Raw genomic sequence first — 17466 nt, forward strand, 5'->3', positions numbered from 1 at the left:
TCAGGACACCTCCCTTCTAAGCCTTGGATCCGCGATACACTGGATAATGTCAAAAAGCAGATTGAATACCACAAACAATGTTCCGATCAAAAGTACATATGTCTGGATAACAGGGTAATCCCGGTTAAAGATGGAATTAATGCATAGCTTGCCAAGACCCGGCCAGGCAAATACGTTTTCCACCACAATGGTCCCCGCCATCAGCTGGGGGATACTCATGCCAATAGCCACAATACAGGTGTGGAGAGAGTTTTTCAGGATGTGTCTCACCAGGATGGATCTTCGGCGCAGCCCCCTGACATTGGCATAAAGCACATAATCCTCCTTCATATTCTCCAGCATGTTGTTGCGTATGAGCCGGATGTACGTGGATATGTAAGTAAGAGATACGGTAAAGGAAGGCAGGATCAGATGTTTCCATCCCCCGTTTCCGCTGGTGGGCAGCAGGTCCAGCTTGATGCTGATGAACCAGATCAGCAAAAGCCCGATCCAATACGCAGGCATGGCAGTGGTCATAAACACGATCCCCCGCACTACCCGGTCAAACCAGCTGTTCTTGTAAACAGCGCAGAAAAATCCAATGGGAAGACTCAGTAAGATCACAAAGACCAGGGATGTAAATGCCAGCACTGCGGTGGCAGGCAGGCATCTTTCAATCTCTCCCAGAACGGTTCTGGACGGGTTGGTGTAGCTGACCCCAAAGTCCAGGCGCAGACAGTCCATTACCCAGCGGCCGTACCGCACCAGATAAGGATCATTCAGCCCAAGTTCCTCCCGGACCTGCTCAATGGCCTCCTCTGAAATGATAGGTGTCTGGCGCACCCGCAGGGCAACCTCTGCCGGGTCAGACGGGATCATATTGATAAAGACAAAACATAAAAATGAGATGCAGACGAGAAGCGGGACCGCGGATAGGACCCGCTTAACAATATACGTTTTCATATACCCTCCTTTTCCTAAAAAAGCATGCCGCCCGGTCATCCCGCGGCAGGCATGCTCATGTGCTTCAGACAATCACCTTACTCAAAATACATGCTGGTAAAGGGTACCTCATACTGGGTCTGGGTAAATCCGACTCCCTTAAGGGCCGAAGTGGAAATGGCCTTGTTGCACTCATAGGTGAGAGGGATATAGACCGCATCCTCATGAAGCCTTGTAAGCACAAAGGTGTAGAGTTCCTGCCGTTTGGCCTCGTCCGTGGACACCAGGATATTGGTGATGGCCTGGTCGATCTCCTTTTTATCCTCCAGACCCAGCTGGGCCGCATAGTCTCCGTACACAGGCTGCCTCATGGCTGCCAGGGAGGACTGAGGGTCATAGGGCGTTCCCCAGCAGATATTAAATACCATGTCAAAATTACCGGCCTTCATATTATCCCTGTAGGACTGCTCCTCCTCGCCCTTGATATCCAGCTTGATCCCCAGCTTCCCGTACTCGGACTGGAGATACTCGGCAATGGTCTTTTCCGTCACACTGTCGCTGTTGTACAAAAGGGACATGGCCATGGTCTGTCCGTCTTTTTCCCTTAGGCCGCCGCTGCCCATGGTCCATCCGGCTTCCTCCAGCATGGACTCTGCCAAAGCCGTGTCGTATCCATAGGGTTTGAGGTCTATGTCACAGTAGGGCACCGTGGACGCAAACAGGGTGTCTGCCGGCTTTTCCAGCCCATAGAACACTCCATCGGATATGGCCTGGCGGTTTGTAGCGTGCTGCAGCGCCTGGCGCACGGCCTTATCCCGCAAAACCCCGTTGGCAGTGTTCAGCACGATCTGACGGGTGGAGGTGGGGTCTGACAGCGCCACCTGAAATTCTTCACTGTCCAGGTACTTGTTCACCGCATCCGCATCGATCATGTTCTTTCCAAAGATCAGGTCGATCTCCCCTTTCTCCAGGGCAAGGACACGGGTCTGGTTGTCCGGGATCACCTTCACTGTGATCTTCCGGATCCGGGGCTGCCGGCCCCAGTAATTTTCATTGGCTTCAAAAACAGCATACTCATCTGTCACAAAATCCGTCAGCACATAGGGTCCTGTTCCGATGTAAGCGTCAACACCGTCCTTGGTGCTTCCCTCTTTCATGGCATTGGGAGAGATCATGGCAAAGGGGCGTGTAACGCCCAGCTCCGTAAGCATGGGGTAATAGGGCTGGGAGAGTTCAATCACAAAGGTCTCATCATCAGGGGCCGAAACATCCACCAGAAGATTCATCATCTCCAGCCATGTATGGCGGTCCTTGTTCTCTATGATGGCGTCAAAATTGGCTTTTATGGCATTGGCATCACAAACCTGTCCATCGGAAAATGTCACTCCCTGGCGGATCTTAAATGTATATATCCTGCCGTCCCCGCTGATCTCCCAGCTTTCTGCCAGACACGGCTCGTAGCCGTCTTCCGTGATATTTACAAGAGTCTCATAAAGCATTTCCTGGGCATACATTTCACCCGCATACAGATGAGGGTTCAGATCCCGGATATCCCGGTAATTGACAAACACCAACTCATCCCTTGCTCCCATTTCATTACCTGCGCCGGAACCTTCCTCATCTGCCCGGGTACCGGAACCTTCCTTATCATCGCCCGCCGGGGCTGTTACGGAGCTTTCCGCTTTGTCATCCCCAGCCGATTTACCGGCCGTGCCCGAGCCGGATGCCGAGCAGCCGACAACAGATGCGGCCAGAACGCCTGCAAGGCACAGACTCCAAATTCTTTTTTTCATCATGTTCCTCCTCAATTAGATTTCAGAGGATACTATACCATAGTTAGTCAAGACTTACTAATGCCAAATTGAGAGGGGTTGGTTATCAGGATTTGTTATATCCATCATTTCTGCTCTCCGTCCAACGCCTGTTTCAGGGCATCGATATAACGTTTTGCTTCATCAGACAGATTTCTTCCCGCCAGGGTCACGTACCCGATGGACAAAAAGGGTTCGCAATGTTTTACCTTCAGTGCTTTGATATCATATTTTCCATAATCCCCTGATACAAAATCCACTCCCATACAGCAGACATCAGTGTGCAGCAGCAGGTTATTGATCATGTAATCACTGTTTGTGGAGAAAACATTGTTCATATGCTCTATCATGACCGCTCCCACGCTCACCCTCTCAATGTGATGCTCCATTGCAAAAAAGTCATCTGTCTCCTCCACAAATTTCAGTCCCCGCAATTCGGAAAAATCCACTGACTCCCTTTCGTACAGCGGATGGTACTTTCCCACATAAATACAGATTCCCCTGTTGTCCAGCGGAAAAAATTCCAGCTTTTTATGCCCGATAATATGCCGGAAACACTGCATCTGTGCATTTGCCAGGTATACGATCCCAATCTCGGAAATATGGTTTGCCACATCATCCGTGATCTCCTCCACCGTGCCCTCCCGGTACTCATAATGAAGTTCGGACCTTTCCCCGTTTCCTTTATACAATTCCACCAGCAGCTTTGTCAAAAGGCTGCTCTGGTACCCGGACACTCCGAACTTGGCAGCCCCCTGGCTGGCTGCCAGGGACCGTATGATATGGGAATGCCTCAGAATATGTACGGCATTCCTGTAAAGCATTTCCCCCTGCTCCGTCATACGGATCCCCTTGTTGCTCCTGACCAGCAAGCTGGTCTTCAGTTCCCGCTCCAGGCAGTGAATAACCCTGCTGACATTGGGCTGCGTGGTGTAGAGCTGCTCTGCGGCCCGGTTCAGGCTGCCGTGATCCACTGCTGCCACAAAGTATTCCAATTGCTTGATTTCCATATCCTCTCCTCCATGGGTAAACAAGGCCATAACAATAAAGCCGTTCAATCAAAAGCCATATAATAGAAGCCATACAATAAAAATTGCCACACGATAAAAGCAGCCCCATGTTAGCATGGGCAAACCCCGTGTGGCAAGTATTTCCAGCGATAATTTTTATCATCATGGAGGAGAACTCCGATTTGTTTCGCTCAGGCCGCCAATATGCCGGAAAGTTCCCTTAATTTTTGTTTGGCTTCCTCTGTCAGTTTTTTCGGCGCCCGGATCTCCACGGTCACGTACTGGTCGCCGTAAACAGACGGATTCCCCATGGACACGATCCCCTTTCCTTTTAACCGGATCTTGCTGCCCGGCTGGGTACCTTCTTTTATCTTGCATACAACATCCCCATAAAGAGTGGGAATGGTTGCCTCACCTCCCAGGACCGCTGTGGTAAATGGGATCCTGACCGTGGTGTACACATCCTGGCCTTCCCTGCGAAATCCCGGTTTGTCTTTTACCCTGACCGTGAGCAGCAGGTCCCCTGGCTCTGCGCCTTGTGTTCCCGGATTCCCCCTGCCCTTTAGGCGTATGGTTTTCCCGGATGCAATGCCTGCCGGGATATTGACTTCCAGGACTGTCATTTCCAGCCCGCTGCCCTGCAGCTGAACGCGCTCCTTGCCGCCAAAAGCAGCTTTATCAAAACTGATCTCTATCTCAGCCTTCAGATCTGAACCTTTCCTGTTAGAATCATGGCCAAACAGGCTTTTTAGAATATCGTCCATGTCCTCCCCGCCCTCAAAATGATACTCCTGAAAGCCTCCCCCCGGCCTGGTGTAAGAGCCGCTCCGGAAACCATTCTGGAAACCGCCCTGGAACCCATTTTGGAAACCACCCTGAAAACCATTCCGGAAGCCGCCCTGAAATCCTCCCTGGAAGCCACTGTCACGGGCGCCTTGATATTCCCCTGCGCTTGCGTCAAAAGCAGCGTGACCAAACCGGTCATACAGTTTCCTCTTTTCCTCATCTCCCAGTACGTCATAAGCCTCATTAACTTCCTTAAAACGTTCTGCGGCCTGTGCATTCCCTTCATTGCTGTCCGGATGGTATTTTTTTGCCAGCTTTCTGAATGCTTTTTTGATTGCCTGCGCATCCGCATGTTTGTCAATGCCCAAAATCTCATAGTAGTCTCTTTTCATTCTCCTCACTTCCCTTCTGATCTTGGCTCTACATGAAAGGAGAGGTCAGACTGGCTGACCCCTCACTGTCCCAATGATGCTTTAATCGTGCTCCATCATTATTCTATGGTAATATATTTCTTCTCTTCCACCGCAGGCTTTGCCTCCTTTTTCGGCACAAAGAGTTTCAGGATTCCGTGTTTGAACTCACCCTTTATGTCAGCTTCCGTGAGGTTCTCCCCCACATAGAAGGAACGCTCACAGGCCCCTGCATAGCGCTCCCTGCGGATGTACCTTCCTGTCTTCTTCTCCTGCTCATCCTGGTCAAACCCCTTGGACGCACTGATGGTCAGCGTGCCGTCCTTCAGGGAAACCTTTACCTCATTCTTAGCAAAGCCCGGCAGGTCCATCTCCAGCTCATAGCCGGAATCAGTCTCTTTGATATCGGTCTTCATCAGGTTCTTGCCCCGATGGCCATACAGCTTCCTTTCCAATTTCTTCTGCTCTTTATCATCAAAGAATGGAAAATCAAAAAAGTCGTCAAACAAGTTTTCTCCAAAAATACTAGGCATTAACATAAGTCATCTCTCCTTTTTTTATATGCTTGTGTACCTTGTTTCTTTGGACTGGGAATCCGGATCTGTGGGAGTAGAACCCATTATTTCAGCCTTCCCTTCTGATCCCTTTTCCTTTGTTCTGGCTACGTTATACCACTTATTGTTAGCACTGTCAATAGGCGAGTGCTAATTTCACAAATACTTCACAACTTCATACTTTTTTGTCCCTTTCATTCTCCTCTTATCCCCAAACAACCGGCTCCATAAGTATACTTTCCCTAAAATCCCACTCCCTCTGAAACCACTACATCGGCGGATGTAAATCCCCCTCCCGCCTCCATACCGGCGCCAACGTCCGTCATTTGGCCCGCATACGGGTCTAGGCTGCCGCACAGCCGGTCCAATGCCTGATCCTTCCTGTCCCGCCTGATGCCCAGGATCCAGTATGCGTCTGAAATCCCCTCCCGGACCAGATTATGATCCGCCCTCTTTCTGGCAGAACGCATTTTCTTTATCTCCAGCTTGACGGCTCTGACCTTTCTCTCTTTCCCGGCTCTTTTTGCCTTCTTTTCCCTCACATCCATTATCTCTATCCATACCCCGGTACAAACATTGTCCCCCGCTCCACACCCACAACCATACCCCTTTCCGGCGGTCCTCACCGCCCGCGTCCATGTTCTTGATTAAATCACGCAGGCAAAATGCAGTCAAATCCCCTTTCGCAGGCAGGTTCAAAAACAGTAACAATGGCATGGGGCCGCTGTGGAAACCGGCTCATTCACACAATGTTCATATTTCATTCAAAAACCTTTTACACAATCAACATTTTTTCTTCATCTTTGCCGTATATACTTTAACCATAGACAGAGAGATACAAAGCTGTCACATAAAAAACGCTTACAAGATTTTTTTCATAATACTCGAGCTGATAAGAAATTATCAGCTCTCCTCCCTTTTAATAATACTTTTTCAAAAAACGTATCATCCGCGGATGATACGTTTTTTACGTTTGGGAGGATCAGACCTCCCATCATTTTTCAGTTCCCATTCCTGTCAAAACAATATGATCTTGAACAGCCCCAGAAGAAAGAGCAGGATGACTCCGGCCAGAATCACTTTCATTGCCATATCCTGTTCCGTAACCCAGCCCCACAGTCCCCGGCCGCCATCTTCCTCCGAATCCGCCCAATCATCATTGGAAACATTTTTGGATGCGCCCATTGAGGTGTTCCTTGAAGTCTTCTTTGAAGTGTCCCTTGACATGTCCCTTGGAGCATCCTGCGGCTCCTCCATAGGCATATCCAGAAATACCACCGGGGCCTCCTCGTCCTTTTTGGTCTCCTGGGCGGCACTTTTTAGGGCCTCCCGGGCTGTTTTCCAGTTACTTTTATCCACATAATAATTTGTATAAGGTACGATTTCCACAATCCCCTCTTTATAGCGGTTGGTAGGCACGGTATTTTGGCCTTTCTCCACATAATAGGGTATGTTCCTCTCTTTTAACGCCTCCTCCAGATATACGGTGTCCACCTTATGCCCATTGGACAGGAGCACCGGGTCCCTCACCATCTGAAAGGACGCCTCAAAATCTGATGCAACATCGATCAGCTGCTTCCCACATTCCTCACACACAATTGCATCCGGCGGAAATTTCTTTCTGCATTTCGGACAAATCCGTCTTGTTTCCATTGCTGTTCCTTTCCGGGTCCGGCCGTTGCCGAACCGCAGCCTGTCTATGGTACGATATTTCCTGTAGGCTAATTATAGCCGTATCAACCGTTATTTTCAAGGGGTTGTTTTCCCTCCCGCGGCTCTCCTTCCCAATCCTCCGCGAAATCCCTCAGGCAGCGTCACTTCCCTGGACAAAAACAGCAGGGCGGTCAGGTTGGGAAATGCCATTAGTCCGTTCCATATATCCGACAGCATCCAGACCACATCCAGACGTGCCTCGCTGCCCAGGAACACTGCCCCCAGAAACAGCAGGGGATAGACTCTTGCCGCAAATTTACGGCCCGCATATTCCCCCAGCCCTGTCCTGCTGACAAAATATGCTGCCGCCTGTTTCCCCAGATAAAACCAAGCCATAATGGTGGCAAAGGCAAACACCACCATGGAACCGCTGACCAGATACTCTCCCACAAGTCCCAGTCGCCCGCTGAAGCACCAGGCCGCCAGGGCCGCTCCCTGATAAGGCACGGTTTCCGGCGCCGAGTCCGTCATGCACAGGATCACCAGGGCGGTAAGGGTGCAGAGGATCACCGTGTCAAAAAACACCTCAAACATGGCCCACATCCCCTGCTCATGGGGCGTGGTATTCTCCGCCGGCCCATGGAGCACTGCCAGGGTTCCCAGGCCTGCCTCATTGGAGAACACACCCCGGGATATTCCATACCGGATGCTGCGGCTCACCACATAGCCGGCGCCGCCGCCCGCCGCCGCTTCCGGACAGAATGCCGAGGAAACCATGGACGCCAGGGCTGCCGGTATCCTGTCAAAGCAGGAAAATATCACGATCAGGGAAAATATGATATAAATGCCTGAGGCGGCAGGCATCAGCTTTTCCGCCACATTTCCGATCCTGCTGATGCCTCCGCATATGACCAGCGTCAGGATCCCTGTAAACACCAGCCCTCCGGCCAGGGCAGGGACCTGCCACGTGTATTCCATGGTGCTGATGGCAGAATTGGCCTGGACCATGCTGCCCATCCCCAGGGAACACATAAGGCAGAGAAAGCTGTAGAGCACTCCCATCCCCTTGATCCCAAGGCCCCGCTCCATGTACACAAAGGGACCGCACACATAATGGCCCTCACTGTCCTTATAACGGTACCGTATACCCAGCATGGTCTCCACATAAGCTGTTATCATGCCGATCAGGGCCGATATCCACATCCAGAACAGGGCTCCCGGCCCGCCTGCGGTCAGGGCCGTGGCCACTCCCGCTATATTGCCCGTGCCAACAGTGGCCGCCAGGGCCGTGCACACGGACTGGAACTGGCTGATTCCCTTTTTGGCCTCCCCATGTCCCTTCCCGGCATGGTCCGATTCCTGCTGTCCCCCTGTTTCTGATGCCTTGCCTGACAGGATACGGCCAGCCGTATGGCTCCACCAGTATAAAAAACCCCTTATCTGGAAAAAATGACATTTAACAGTAAAATAAATACCAACCCCCAGAAATATGACAAGGGTCCATGGCCCCCATACCATCTGGTGTATCCGCTCCAGCCATTTCATCATATTAATAATATACCGTCCACTATGAGTTCTTATTAAATGTCTTATTCCCCAAATATGCTTGCTATGACAATTCCAGGAATTTTCTTGTGGTTGTACCTCGCAATTTAAGGTGGTTTATGATAAAATAATTGTAACAGTTCAGGAGTGCGCCAAACCGCTCCCTATACCTGGGATACCCTTGTCCACTGAGGGTGAGAATGATTGAGAAAAGAGGTATGCCGATGCCAGGTTTTACAACCCACTACATTTTAGGCATGAAAGCATACAATGATATGCCGCAGAACAATCTGAAGTTTATCATTGCCAAATACCGGTGGCTTTACCAGCTGGGACTGCAGGGACCGGATATGTTCTTCTACAACCTGCCCATCCTGCGCCACCGCGACCACCGCAATGTAGGTTCCTATATGCATGAGCATCATGTGAATGACTTTTTCCGCTGCTGTTTCCTGCAGCTTTCCAGGATTGATTCCAGGCAGCAGAGGGAAGAGGGACTGGCCTATATGTGCGGCTTTATCTGCCATTATATCGGAGATTCCATCTGCCATCCATATGTGTACGGGCGCATAGAGTATGATGTCCACCACCCTGGTTCCTATTACCACGGTCTTCATGCCAAGCTGGAGAATGATATTGACGCCCTTCTTCTTCAAAAGTATAAAAGGAAAAAGCCGTCCCAGTTTAATCAGGCCGCTACCATCTGCCTGAATGGCATGGAAACCCAGTTTATTTCCCGCTTCCTGTCAGACTGTATCAATGAGGCGTTCTATCCCCTCAGCTACAAGAACCGGTATCAGGTGACAGCACCCATGATCCACCGTTCCATACTGGCCCTGCGCTTTGGATGCAGGACCCTGTCGGACCCCAACAGCCGCAAGAAGGATAAGATCGAGTTCTTTGAATCCATTTTCCTGAAGAATCCCGTGGCCTCCAGCAAGCTGGTCACCGATATAGTGGAGAATCCGGCCTGGAGTCTGAACCTGCACCATGAGACCTGGTGTAACCCCTGGGATAAGCGGATCGCCTCCAAATCCTCCTTCCCGGACCTGTTTAAGCAGTCCCTGGGAAAGCTGAGCACGGTTTTTTACATGATCAATTCCATGCTGGATACGGGACAGCTCCTGCGGACATCTACACTGGAGATGCTGCTCTCCGAACTGGGAAACTATTCCTATCACAGCGGTCTTCCGTGTGTGGATGACTAAAGCGTGTTTGAAACTTTTCCCGCATATGTAACTGTTCAGGACATCCGATGTGATGATAAATATGATGATAAAAAGTACGGTCTCCCCGGAGCGCTTCTGGGAAAACCGTACTTTTTTATTAATCAGGCAAAGTCTCTATTCGATCACCTGGTCTCCGTCTTTGATACAGTAGGAGGTCTTGATGCCCAGACGGACCATCCAGTTCTTTGTCTCCTGGGTGAGCCACGGGCCGCTTCCCGCGCCGCCGCCATTGTCATTATCCCACAACCACTGAGGTGTGGGCCAAAGGGCAACGCTGGGCCTTAAAGCCTTGTACACTTCATAGTCCACTCCGTTCTGCCCGTGATGGGCCAGCTGGACAATGTCGCACTTCAGCGCGCTCAGATCGTGGTCCGCCATGAGCTGGGCTCCTCCGGCCCTTGCCAGATCTCCCAGGAACACTGCATTGGTCCCGTTCAGGGAAACCAGATATGCCACGCTGCTGTTATTTACAAAATCACTGGTTGTCTTATATGCCTTGTTCAGCACCTGGATCTTGGCCGGACCTGCGTTAATGACCTGGCCTGACACGATGTCGCCGTGAAGTGTGCCCTGGGGCACAAGGGCAAACGCTCCCTTGAGGTAGGATACCATGTTGGCTACCTCCTGGTCCTTCTCGGCATACCAGCTGTCCTCATGGAATGAGTAATAGATCCCGTCAATGGTTATCTCGCCGTTGTGTTTGTAAAGGATATCCGCAAGGGCGCCGGCATGGTCTGAGTCAGGATGGGTGATCAGCCAGGCCTGAACATGACCGCCCTTTTGTTTGATCTGCTCCAGCAAAAAATCGGCATTGTCGGTCCATCCGCCGTCCACAACGATCAGACCGCCCTCTCCTGTCTCAATAATAACCGACAAAAGCTGGGCCGATGTATTGTGGTTGGCGTACATGGTAAGGCGTCCCGCCCCAAACAGAGAGGACGCATCCGTCTTAGGAGTGGATACCTCACCGAACTGTGCGATCTGTGCCTTTGTCTGAATCACAGGCTGGTCTGAAGCCGCTGCCTGCGAAGAACCGGCAGACGCATCTGCGGCCTGCCCTGTGGTCTGGCCCGCCGCCTGGCCTGCTGTCTGTGACTGTTCTGCTGCCTGTGACTGTTCTGCTGCCTGGCCTCCTGACTGTGCGGGCTGGATCACTGCCGCTGCCTGGTTGGACTGTGCGGACTGGCTGTTATCCTGGTCATCCTTTATGATAATCTTATCAGGCGAGGTGAGGGCCTGTCCCTGGGCCTTAAACGGCTGTGAATCAGTCATTGCAAAGCTGTTCATGCTGCTCCCCGCAGTCATGAGCAGCATCATGGCCAGCAGTCCTGCCGCCGCCTGTTTCCAGTATCTGTCAATTCGCATTCCCATAATCTCCTTAATTAATTCTGGGCCACCAGCGCTCTCTGCTCTCCGGCCTTCACGGTATCATTTACCAGATAAGTGTCTGTCTCGCCCTCTTTATCATAGAAGAATACCTGCACCAGGACGTCATGGTCATCAAAGTAGCTTCCATAGTATGTCCCGTCCGTATCTTCCTCTTCCGGAGCTTCATAATAAAAATTCTGGGTGGAGACCGAGGTGCCCACTTCCTTTAACACGGTCTGGGCAAACACAGTGGCGATTTCCCCTGTCGTCTTATGGCTTACAGGAAGAAGCAGGGTAACCAGGCCGCTGTCCTTATCATATCTCACATCCATGTCCATAACATAATCTGCAAATTCCCCGTATGGCTCCAGGAACTTGTCCCTTAGATCCTCCCTTACTTCTGTCCAGTCAATGTCAATGTCTTTTCTTACTTCCAGATCAGGCTGTCCGTCTCCTTCCACCAGTCCGCTGCTGGGTGATACGATATTACTCTGTGTACAGCCGCAGAGCATGGCCACTAAAGCCACTAATATCAATGATAATTTTCCAAATTTTCTCATGATATAAAAACCTCCTTTTTGTCAACGGTACTATTATAACGAAGTTTACTGTAATTTAACAGTCCTTTTTTCTTACAAAATTATTGTTATTTTTCCAAATTCCGCTTGCTTTTTCCAGGGACTGATGATAATATGTTCAATATAAATCTTAATTTTATTTTTTTGAACACCAAAGGAGGACATAGAATGAAACCGGAAGCAAACATCCCACAGGAACAGACCTTGACGAAGCGCCTGGACTGGATCACCACCATCATACCTTTTATCTGTATTGTCACATTATGTTTCCTTTTTATGGCATTTCCCTCAGGATCCACCTCCATACTGGAATCCGTCCGCTTTTTCCTGGGCGACCAGCTGGGGAGTTACTATCTGATCATTGGGCTGGGGGCTTTGATCTGCTCCTTTTACATGGCATTTTCCAGATACGGGAAAATAAAGCTGGGTAACCTGGAAAAGCCGCAGTATTCCTCCTTTCAGTGGGGCTCCATGATGTTCACCGCCGGCCTGGCCGCTGACATCCTGTTTTACTCACTCTGTGAATGGATGCTGTACGCAAACGAATCCCACATCCTGGACATGGGTTCACAGCAGGACTGGGCCTCCACCTATCCATTATTCCACTGGGGTCCCATACCGTGGAGCTTTTACCTGATACTGGCTGTTGCCTTTGGATTCATGATCCATGTGCGCAAACGGAGCAAGCAGAAATATTCCGAAGCCTGCAGGGCCCTTCTTGGAAAAAGGGTGGACGGCATCTGGGGGAAGATCATTGATCTGACAGCCGTGTTCGCGCTGCTGGCAGGAACCGCAACCACCTTTTCCCTTGCAACCCCTCTTCTGTCCATGGCCTTAAGCCGTGTGTTCGGAATTGCTGAAAGCAACCTTCTCACCATTGGCATCCTTGTGATCATCTGTATCGTATACACCATGGCAGTATACTTTGGGATGCAGGGCGTGGCAAAACTGGCTGCATCCTGCGTGTACCTGTTCTTTGCCCTGCTGGCCTACTTCCTTTTCTTTGGCGGGGAAACCCGTTACATCATTGAGACGGGGATCACTGCGGTGGGAAACATGGCACAGAACTTCATCGGCATGGCCACCTGGACCGATGCCCTGCGCACCACCTCGTTTCCCCAGACATGGACGATCTTCTACTGGGCATACTGGATGGTCTGGTGTGTTGCCACCCCATTCTTTATCGGGACCATCAGCAAGGGAAGGACCATACGCCAGACCGTGCTGGGAGGATATTGTTTCGGGCTGTCCGGAACCTTTACCTCTTTTATCATTCTGGGCAACTATTCCCTGGGACTTCAGATGCACGGAAAGCTGGACCTGATGGCGTTCTATGAGCAGACCGGCGACCTGTATCAGACGATCATCGCCGTATTTGAAACCATGCCCCTGGCAAAAGCAGGACTGGTCCTGCTGGCCATTACCATGATCGCATTCTACGCAACCTCCTTTGACGCCCTGACCATGGTTGCCAGCTCCTACTCCTATAAGGCCCTTGGCGCTGACGAGGATCCGGACAAATCCGTAAAGCTGTTCTGGGCCATCATGCTGATGCTCCTGCCCATTGCCCTGATCTTTGCGCAGAATTCCATGGCCAACCTGCAGACGGTTTCCATTATAGCTGCATTTCCCATTGGTTTTATCATTGTATTGATCGTGTGGAGTTTCTTTAAAGACGCCAGGCATTACCTGGACCATGAAAAGCATACCTGAGAATGATCACAAAAAGATACAGCAAAACGAGGGCCGCCCTTACAGCCCTCGTTTAGTGTCTACATCGCATAGTTGCTACGCTCCTTGTCCCTTATTTATCCTCCCAAAGAATACTCTGTATTCTGTCTTCGGCTTCCAGCTCATCGCTTCCCTTAAAGTAAAAAGTCAGAAAACCGGTCATTCTGAAGTTCTTTACCTCATCGTACCGCTTAATGTTGGCCGTGGTTTTATCGCTAGTAACATAGATGTCACAGTCAAATTGATTTGCTGTCTGAATTAAATAGGAGATGGGAATGGGTCTGAATATCCTCTCCTTACTGTCAACCTGTCTCGTTAACATAGAATCACCTCAATTCAAGAACAAAACCAACTACTTGTTACCACTCTCCTCTGGATAATTATTCATGCCCCTATATAGAAAGAATAACATTTTTTTCCTTTAATTGCAAGGGATAAGCTTCATAACCTGTTGTTTTTTTGTAAAATATTAATAAAATAAAGTCATAAAATCCCCCGTTTTACCGTTACCTTTGACAATAGGCAAATTTTATGGTAAAAACAGGGGATTATTGTAACCAGATATCTACTCGGCGTCTACAGTCAGACCGGCCACTGCCCAGTTGTAGTCCTGCATGGCCTGCTGAAGATTCAGGTCCGCGCTTCTGTACGCGGCCCTGGCCTGCAGGTATTGAAACTCCTGCTGCATGAAGCCGATCTTGCTCAGGCTTCCGTTGCCGTGCTGGATCTGGGCCGCCTGCCAGGTATTCTGAGCCGCCTGCCATGCTGTGGAGGCGGAATCAAAGGTCACCTTTTTCTCCAGTATGGTATCATACAGGGTCTGGATATTGGAGCGCACGGAATCTTCATTGTATTCCACGCTGCGCATCTTGTTCCTGGCCTGGGTGGTGGACTTCGTCATCACCTTTTCGATCTGGCTCATGTCTCCTCCCTGGGTCCCTCTGAGGGAGATCAGGGAATAATTGTTGTTTACTGCCTTTTCCTTATCCGCATTTACATCAATGGATGCAATGGCCGCCACGTCAGCTGAAGGCACGGTCCCGATCACAGGGTCCCCCTCCGGTCCCCATCCCGTAAACTGGCACAGGGTCTTCTTAAGGCTGGCCGCCTGGGTATCCAGGGCTTCCAGCTGGGATTTGGCAGATGTAAGGCTGGCTGCCGCGCTGATCACGTCCGCATCCACCGCAAGGCCCTGGGCCTGCATGGTCTGCTGTATGCTCTTTGCCGTCTCTGCGATCTCCACGCCTTTTGCAGCCGCATCCCGGTTGACCATAAGCTGCTCATAACCGTTCATGGCCAGCTGAAGGCTGTACACGATCTGGTTTACCTGGCGCTGAAGGGACTTCATTCCCTTGCTGTCGTCCCTTGTGGAGGTTCCTATGCTCATCCCCATGGACTGGGCCACACGCCGGTACTGCTTTGCATAACCGCGGTTGGTATATACCTTCTCCATCTCATCCTGGATCTTCTCTGCCTCCACCTGGCCGCTCTTTACGGCATCCTCTATATCGTCCGCTGCTTCCTCCATCTCCCGTGCGGCTTCAAACATGGTGCTGCTGATATCCGCCATTTCCTTTGTGTAGGTGTTGGTGGCGGCATCGTATCCCTTTTTTATGGGTTCATAATAGTTCTTGATCAGGTCTTCCAGTTCATCATAATCCATCTGATTATCCTGCAGTCTTGCATAGGCTTCTGTAAACTCCGCATCCGGAGCCGGCGCCGGGAGCGCCAGGGCTGTAAACGGGCCGGAAGCAGATAATATCAGAGCCATGGAAGCGCCAAGTAAATACCTGCTGTATATCTTCATCATAATTGTCACCCTTTCCTGCTTCCTGATGTTAGAATGTAAGTCCCTTTTTGATCCAGTCATATTTTTCCATGGCCAGCATGAGCTGCATTTTTCCGGTTTCAACATCATTCTTGGCAGATGTGTAGGCGTTCTGCTGCTGGACCAGTTCCAGTGAGCTTATATTTCCCGTGGCAGCCTTGGCAGATGCCGCATTCATGTTCACTGTCTCCAGCTGGAACTTTATATTTGCTGCATCCAGGGCATCTCTGGCATCCAGCACCGTATTGTACTGGGTCTTAAGGCTGTTGTATACCTTGTTCCTGGCATCCTCCAGGGTCGCGTTTGTGGAAGCGATCAGGTCCTCGGACCTCAGGTTCTGTATTTTACGCTCATTATATTTCACATCATAATTATTGGCAACAGCCTGTTCCCTGTCCGCCTCCGGATTCATGGCCGCGATCCGGTTCAGGTCCGGCGCCGGTATGGACCGGATCTCAGGCTGGGAATCCGCTCCCCATCCCAGCATCATGCAAAGATTGCGGTGTACGTTGTCCGTTGACTTCTGGGCCGACAAAATGCTGGCATCAATGTCCTGGACACTCTTAAGGGCTGTTAGCACATCGGTCTCAGTGGCCATTCCCGCATTCCTGCGCGCAACGGTTGCCTCGTAGGAAGCCTGGGCCAGCGCCCTGCTGGCGTTAAGGTTCTCCATGGTATAGGCGGACTGTTCATAGGTTGCCATCAGCTGCTGGGCCTGGAACACAAGGTTGGCTTCTGTCTGGTCATACGTTATCTTATACATATCCGCGTCCATATAGTTCTGGTCCGCCACCTTGGCCAGGGAATTGCCTGCAAAATCCAGCTGGGCTGCCTGCATCCTGCCATTATAGGAATCCGTATCCGTGTTGCTGGCATCATCCCACAGATCCCTGGCATCATCCAGAAGCTGTTCATTGATGTCGGTAAGATTCTGCTTTTTCTGGTCGCTGAGCGTGGAACGGTTGCTGCGCACCGTGGGGTTATACTCGTGTATCAGATCCGCCAGTTCGCCGTATTCCATTACATTGTCCCTTAGGCTGGCCCACTTGTCGGCAGAATAGGCAAACTCCGGGCTGATGTCCTTGGTGATGTCCGGGGCGGGCGGTTCCGCAACCGCGTAGTTCTCATCCGGCTTGCTTGCAAGGGTGGCAAATGCTGTCATGGGCATGGATCCGGCAATGGCGGATGCTGCCAATAAGACAGCTGCCCGGTGTCCGTATTTTTTCATATTTCTCATCTTGATTCTCCTCTTTGTCCGTGTTGCAATGTGGTAATATTACAGATTCCCTTTTCCAGGATCTGCATTTCTTTTCTGGTCACTGTAAGAAGCTGCTCTTTATCCACAACATTTTTATAATACTGGGTAACGGCCTTGATGGTAATAAGCATGAGCATCTCCACCAGATATGCCAGATTCTCTTCATCAATGGGGTAATGATCCCTGTCAATGCGCTCATAAATATTCTTAATGAACGTCCTGTAGGCTTCATCCTCAAGCATGAAGCCACTGATCCCAAACAAATGGTTCTGGTTGACCAGGCTCAGGTCGGAAAGCATGTTCCTGTACATGCGGTATCCCAGGCCGTCCTCTCCCTGCTCCATCACTGCCTCCAAAAGCTGCACCGCTGCTGCAAACGGGTTCCCCCCTGATTCCTTCAGGGTCCTGAACACCTTTGCCTGGCAACTCTCCCTGAACCCACGCAGCATATACTGCATAAGGTCATCCTTATCCTCAAAATATGTATAAAAGCTTCCCCTGGAGATATCGGCTTCCTTGATGATCTGGTTAATGGATGCAGAAGAATAGGGTACTCTGGAGAACTCATGGACAGCTGCTTCCAGTATGGCCTGCTTCTTTTCTTCCTTTAGTTTCAAAAAACGCTGTGTAGGCATTAAGCCAGCCTCCTTGCTATCATTGGTATCCTCATATTCCCTTAAAATGACACAATGTCATTGTGACATATTGTCACGTAGCCAATTATAAACACTTATGCCAGGTATTGTCAAGAAAGGAAGCATTAAATTTCCATAAACTTAAACAA

16 protein-coding genes are annotated in these 17466 nt (G+C 50.5%); 2 read left to right on the forward strand and 14 right to left on the reverse strand.

Annotated features, from left to right (window positions below; genetic code table 11):
• The 8 genes from opp1B to CLFS41_RS22450 all read right to left on the reverse strand — a co-directional run bounded on the left by opp1B (position 1) and on the right by CLFS41_RS22450 (position 8693).
• Positions 1-942 carry a nickel/cobalt ABC transporter permease gene (opp1B, locus tag CLFS41_RS22415; protein WP_007866619.1) on the reverse strand — a complete coding sequence of 314 codons (942 nt, stop codon included), beginning with the start codon at positions 940-942 and terminating at the stop codon, positions 1-3.
• A gap of 77 nt (positions 943-1019) precedes the next feature.
• Positions 1020-2714 (reverse strand): nickel ABC transporter substrate-binding protein, encoded by a 1695-nt coding sequence (gene nikA, locus CLFS41_RS22420; protein ID WP_007866622.1) that lies wholly within the window; start codon positions 2712-2714, stop codon positions 1020-1022.
• A 104-nt stretch (positions 2715-2818) separates the two neighbouring features.
• On the reverse strand, positions 2819-3742 hold the full coding sequence (locus CLFS41_RS22425) for a LysR family transcriptional regulator (protein WP_007866624.1): 924 nt from the start codon (positions 3740-3742) through the stop codon (positions 2819-2821).
• A gap of 191 nt (positions 3743-3933) precedes the next feature.
• Complete coding sequence (locus CLFS41_RS22430; RefSeq protein WP_007866626.1) at positions 3934-4920, reverse strand: DnaJ C-terminal domain-containing protein; 987 nt, start codon at positions 4918-4920, stop codon at positions 3934-3936.
• 98 nt (positions 4921-5018) lie between these two features.
• Positions 5019-5477: an Hsp20/alpha crystallin family protein gene (locus CLFS41_RS22435; protein ID WP_045093519.1), complete on the reverse strand. Its 459-nt coding sequence runs from the start codon at positions 5475-5477 to the stop codon at positions 5019-5021.
• 257 nt (positions 5478-5734) lie between these two features.
• Complete coding sequence (locus tag CLFS41_RS22440) at positions 5735-6034, reverse strand: hypothetical protein (RefSeq protein ID WP_152649063.1); 300 nt, start codon at positions 6032-6034, stop codon at positions 5735-5737.
• 475 nt (positions 6035-6509) lie between these two features.
• A complete protein-coding gene (locus tag CLFS41_RS22445) occupies positions 6510-7145 on the reverse strand; it encodes a zinc ribbon domain-containing protein (protein WP_007866631.1) in 636 nt (211 codons plus the stop codon).
• 96 nt (positions 7146-7241) lie between these two features.
• On the reverse strand, positions 7242-8693 hold the full coding sequence (locus tag CLFS41_RS22450; protein WP_007866633.1) for an amino acid carrier protein: 1452 nt from the start codon (positions 8691-8693) through the stop codon (positions 7242-7244).
• A 221-nt stretch (positions 8694-8914) separates the two neighbouring features.
• Here CLFS41_RS22450 and CLFS41_RS22455 point away from each other — a divergent pair, with 221 nt between their 5' ends.
• The gene (locus tag CLFS41_RS22455) at positions 8915-9898 is read left to right on the forward strand and encodes a zinc dependent phospholipase C family protein (RefSeq protein ID WP_045093521.1); all 984 of its coding nucleotides are present in this window, start codon (positions 8915-8917) and stop codon (positions 9896-9898) included.
• A gap of 135 nt (positions 9899-10033) precedes the next feature.
• Here the strand turns inward: CLFS41_RS22455 and CLFS41_RS22460 are convergent, their stop codons facing one another.
• Together CLFS41_RS22460 and CLFS41_RS22465 are read right to left on the reverse strand one after the other, a co-directional pair.
• Positions 10034-11284, reverse strand: a complete 1251-nt coding sequence (locus CLFS41_RS22460; RefSeq protein WP_007866637.1) for an MBL fold metallo-hydrolase — start codon at positions 11282-11284, stop codon at positions 10034-10036.
• Between the two features lie 17 nt (positions 11285-11301).
• On the reverse strand, positions 11302-11847 hold the full coding sequence (locus CLFS41_RS22465; RefSeq protein WP_007866659.1) for a hypothetical protein: 546 nt from the start codon (positions 11845-11847) through the stop codon (positions 11302-11304).
• Positions 11848-12033: 186 nt separating this feature from the next.
• Between CLFS41_RS22465 and CLFS41_RS22470 the strand changes: the two genes are divergently transcribed.
• The gene (locus CLFS41_RS22470; protein WP_007866661.1) at positions 12034-13578 is read left to right on the forward strand and encodes a BCCT family transporter; all 1545 of its coding nucleotides are present in this window, start codon (positions 12034-12036) and stop codon (positions 13576-13578) included.
• Between the two features lie 91 nt (positions 13579-13669).
• Here CLFS41_RS22470 and CLFS41_RS22475 read toward each other — a convergent pair whose 3' ends face one another.
• The 4 genes from CLFS41_RS22475 to CLFS41_RS22490 all read right to left on the reverse strand — a co-directional run bounded on the left by CLFS41_RS22475 (position 13670) and on the right by CLFS41_RS22490 (position 17317).
• On the reverse strand, positions 13670-13918 hold the full coding sequence (locus CLFS41_RS22475; protein ID WP_007866664.1) for an HPr family phosphocarrier protein: 249 nt from the start codon (positions 13916-13918) through the stop codon (positions 13670-13672).
• Between the two features lie 243 nt (positions 13919-14161).
• Positions 14162-15406, reverse strand: a complete 1245-nt coding sequence (locus CLFS41_RS22480) for a TolC family protein (protein ID WP_048929951.1) — start codon at positions 15404-15406, stop codon at positions 14162-14164.
• 28 nt (positions 15407-15434) lie between these two features.
• On the reverse strand, positions 15435-16661 hold the full coding sequence (locus CLFS41_RS22485; RefSeq protein ID WP_045093522.1) for a TolC family protein: 1227 nt from the start codon (positions 16659-16661) through the stop codon (positions 15435-15437).
• Entirely contained in the window at positions 16658-17317 is a 660-nt protein-coding gene (locus tag CLFS41_RS22490) for a TetR/AcrR family transcriptional regulator (RefSeq protein ID WP_007866672.1), read from the reverse strand. The genes CLFS41_RS22485 and CLFS41_RS22490 overlap by 4 nt, the downstream gene beginning before the upstream one ends.
• Positions 17318-17466: the final 149 nt, after the last annotated feature.

The organism is Clostridium sp. FS41 (assembly GCF_000954015.1).
GTDB classification, from domain to species: Bacteria; Bacillota; Clostridia; order Lachnospirales; family Lachnospiraceae; genus Enterocloster; species Enterocloster citroniae.